Annotated in this window: 1 pseudogene; it reads right to left on the bottom strand. The window is 56.0% G+C overall.

The features are described 5' to 3' along the window. Positions 1–266: pseudogene (gene eutC / locus FN960_RS24180) on the bottom strand (ethanolamine ammonia-lyase subunit beta); the annotation flags it as partial.

Here is a 266-nt window from a genome sequence, read left to right as displayed (position 1 = left end):
CAGGATCACCACTTTCGCGCCGAGGATCTCACCGATCTGATCTTCAATCTTCACGCGACCATAACGAACAAAGAATGGCGTGCCGACTTTCAGCCCGGCCTGTTTCAGGCCCGCCATCAGCGGCGGCAGGATCTCTTCGTAGTTGACGGTGATGGCATCAGTTGACAGGCCATCAGAAATAACGACCTGTACGTCCGGATTAGCAACACACTGTGCTTTCAGCGCTTCAACAGCTTCTGCACACAGGCGGCGGCCCATATCCGGGC

The sequence above is a fragment of the Alkalicoccobacillus porphyridii genome, assembly GCF_007293315.1.
Taxonomy (GTDB): Bacteria; Bacillota; Bacilli; order Bacillales; family Bacillaceae_D; genus Alkalicoccobacillus; species Alkalicoccobacillus porphyridii.
This window is presented reverse-complemented; position numbering and strand designations above follow the sequence as displayed.